Source organism: Cyanobacteriota bacterium, from assembly GCA_025054735.1.
Classification (GTDB): Bacteria; Cyanobacteriota; Cyanobacteriia; order SKYG9; family SKYG9; genus SKYG9.
In genome coordinates this window covers 1-3,103 of the sequence record JANWZG010000436.1, presented here as the reverse complement: position 1 = coordinate 3,103, position 3,103 = coordinate 1, and the positions used below count along the sequence as shown (strand labels likewise).

Sequence of the window (3,103 nt, the reverse complement as noted above, 5' to 3'; positions counted from 1 at the left end):
CTATGGGTTTTCCGTTAATGGCTTGAATCATATCACCAGCTTTCAGCCCAGCTTGGCTAGCAGGTGAATCTTCAAAAACTTTCACTATCAGCACACCTCGATCGCGACTCACTTCAAAGTCAGCTCGGGGACTTTGGTTATACTCGCGCTTTAGCTCTGGTGTGAGGTCTACCATCTGGATCCCAAGAAAGGGATGGCTAGCTTTGCCATCGGCAAATAGTTGGTTCACCACACGCATAGCAGTTTCAATCGGGATTGCAAACCCTAGCCCCTGAGCATCAGCTCGAATGGCAGTATTGATGCCAATCACTTCACCGCGATCGTTCAATAGTGGCCCACCAGAGTTACCTGGATTGATAGCCGCGTCGGTTTGGATGAAGCGTACTCGCTTATTAGGCACCCCTACCTGAGAACTAGACCGCCCAGTGGCACTAATGATTCCAGCCGTGACAGTATTATCTAGCCCTAGGGGATTACCGATGGCGATCGCCCATTGTCCTGGAGTGATGGTGTGTGATTGCCCTAACACGACGGTGGGCAAATTGTTCTCATGCAACTTCACAGCAGCAATATCAGTCACCGGGTCAATGCCGACAACCTTACCTTCCAGTTCCCGGCCATCCTTAAGCGTCACCTTGACTCGATCAGCACCATCTACCACGTGAGCATTAGTAATTACCCGCCCATCAGCACTCAAGATAAAGCCTGACCCAGTACCGCGCTCAACTCGTTCCTCTGGCACTGGTTCACCATCCCCAAAAAAGTGCCTAAACAACGGGTTCTTCATAGCATCCGATAGCTGATTGCGGACTCGGCGGGAGGCATCAATACGCACAACGGCTGGCCCAACCCGTTCGATAGCTTTGGTAATGAAGTTGGGATCCTGGGTACGAGCTAGGGGAGACGCAGTTTGAGCAGGTAAATTTGGGGCATTGGGAGAAGACTGAACCTGAGACGAGGGTAACAGGACTACGGGAAGCCCTTGACGATTAGGGATGCGAATTTCTACATAGCGACTGAGGAACAACCCACCGACACCACCGATGGTGAGAAGTCCAAAGTAGAGGGCTGCTTGCTGAGGAGAAATTTTCATGGGATCAATGACATGGTTGTGAGGGTCAATGTGAGATGCTTAGCTATGGCAACATGACTGGACGATCAGTCATCCAGAGGGACGTAATGCATTAGCTAGGAATGGGTAAACATTCCCTTAGCCACATCTGCATTATTGCCAGCATAGATTTAAATGCTTTTACTCAGGTATTGACGGCAGTTCCGGGTGACCTGATAGCACTCAACAGCATCTCTTCCTAATCTACTGAAACCAGTCTGAGAACTGGTAGTGAACTCTACAATTTCTTTTGTAAAGATTCATGTTGATGTAGTCGCTACAATGGACGCTGGACTAAGAGTTGCTCAACAAGCAGCTCATCATTTCTAAACATATCGATATGAATTGGTTTGATGCCCAACGGGTAACGCCAGCGATCGCAGTGGTGCCCAGCTTGAGCATATGCTTGATGGCGGTCTATTGTGGACTGCCGAGGTTATCCGCTCAAGTACCACCAAGGACAGTTACTGATGTCACTAGTAGTGTTTGTCCACCACCGGCGCTTGAGCAGTTGGTGCGTCATCGGTTGCGTCCGGGGGAAACATTGGCAGCAATTGCTCAACGATACAACCTGATTCCTGCAACAGTGATTGGCCTGAATCCAGTGTTGCAGAAAGTTCAGGAGGGAGCAGTTCCGATCGGAACTCGCCTTGCAGGCACAGAAATTTTGATCCCGCCCTATAACGGCATTCGTGTGCAAGCACAGCCTAACCAAACCTGGAAAGATTTAGCCGCAATCTATGGCGTTAGAGCCGATGTCTTGTTTGAAGTCAATGGCTGTCAAGTAAAGCCAACCACGGTGTTTATACCTGGTGTCAACTGGTCACCCCAAGGGACACCTCGATTGCCAGCTACTGCCGCCCAAACTGTGATTCAGGGCTATCCGTTACCTGTGCCAGCAACGATCGTGCTCGGTTATGGTTGGCGATTACACCCCGCGTTGGGACAAGTTGCCTTTCACAGTGGTGTGGATTTATTAGCGCCCCCGAATATGGCTGTGTTGTCAGTGGCAGCGGGCACAGTTGCGTTTGCTGATCAGCAGGGCACCTATGGCAAGTTAGTGGTGGTTAATCACGATCGTGGCCTTCAAACCCGCTATGCTCAGCTAGCGACAATCACAGTGCAGGTGGGGCAACAGGTGCAAGTCGGCGACCAACTCGGAACCGTAGGCGCGACGGGTAGTCCAAGTTCGATTGAGTCCCATCTTCACTTTGAAATACGCTACAACTCTAGGCTGGGATGGATTGCTGAGGATCCCACTCCCTATCTTGATCGCCAGCGTCCTAAACCACCCAGTTCTGCATCCATCCAGTAAGATTGGGATATTAGTCGCTTGCCACTCGTTATCATTCACCAGATTAGGACGTATCACTAAGCACGTTTGTAGACGCTCACAGGTATGTTGACTAGACCCAAGGATCGAAAAATAGCTGCTCTGCTGGCCTTTGCTGGGGTTGTCTTGCCGATTTCAGGGCTACACAAGTTTTATTTGGGGCAACCAGGATGGGGCATCTTATACGTGTTACTGTCATTTAGCACACCCATTGCCCGCATTGCTGCCGCGATCGAGGGTGTCTGGTACCTGTCTCAAGACGGCCCCGAATTCGATCGGAATTTCAATGCAACTCAATGTCAGGAGGAGCCACCACAGGCAACTTCTGGGGTAATTGACCCTGCTAAAGTAGGAGCAGTCGCTGATGCCCTGCGACAACTTGACCAATTACGGCAGGAAGGGCTGATTTCAGACTACGAGTTTGAGCAAAAACGTCGGCAACTGCTAGATCACATCGGGTAGGCAATCACATTGGGTAGGTGAGTCAAATGGGCTGGTTAACATGGCATGGGATAGGTGGTTAACAACGATTGCGAAAACCCTAAACATAGCTTTAGAGCGGCAGTCGTTACAGGAGCGTTTGTTGAAGGATCCCTACTATCGATTGCGATCTGCCCAGGAGATTGAACTGGCTGCTAAGCTTGGGATTCGTATTGACG

General features: G+C 50.3%; 3 protein-coding genes. 2 read left to right on the top strand and 1 reads right to left on the bottom strand.

The genetic code is table 11. From position 1 onward, the window contains the following. On the bottom strand, positions 1 to 1,093 hold a 1,093-nt coding region (locus tag NZ772_16415), incomplete at its 3' end, for a trypsin-like peptidase domain-containing protein (GenBank protein ID MCS6815139.1). Between the two features lie 358 nt (positions 1,094 to 1,451). Between NZ772_16415 and NZ772_16410 the strand changes: the two genes are divergently transcribed. Further along, entirely contained in the window at positions 1,452 to 2,426 is a 975-nt protein-coding gene (locus NZ772_16410) for a M23 family metallopeptidase (GenBank protein ID MCS6815138.1), read from the top strand. 84 nt (positions 2,427 to 2,510) lie between these two features. Then, entirely contained in the window at positions 2,511 to 2,906 is a 396-nt protein-coding gene (locus NZ772_16405) for an NINE protein (protein MCS6815137.1), read from the top strand. Positions 2,907 to 3,103 lie beyond the last annotated feature (197 nt).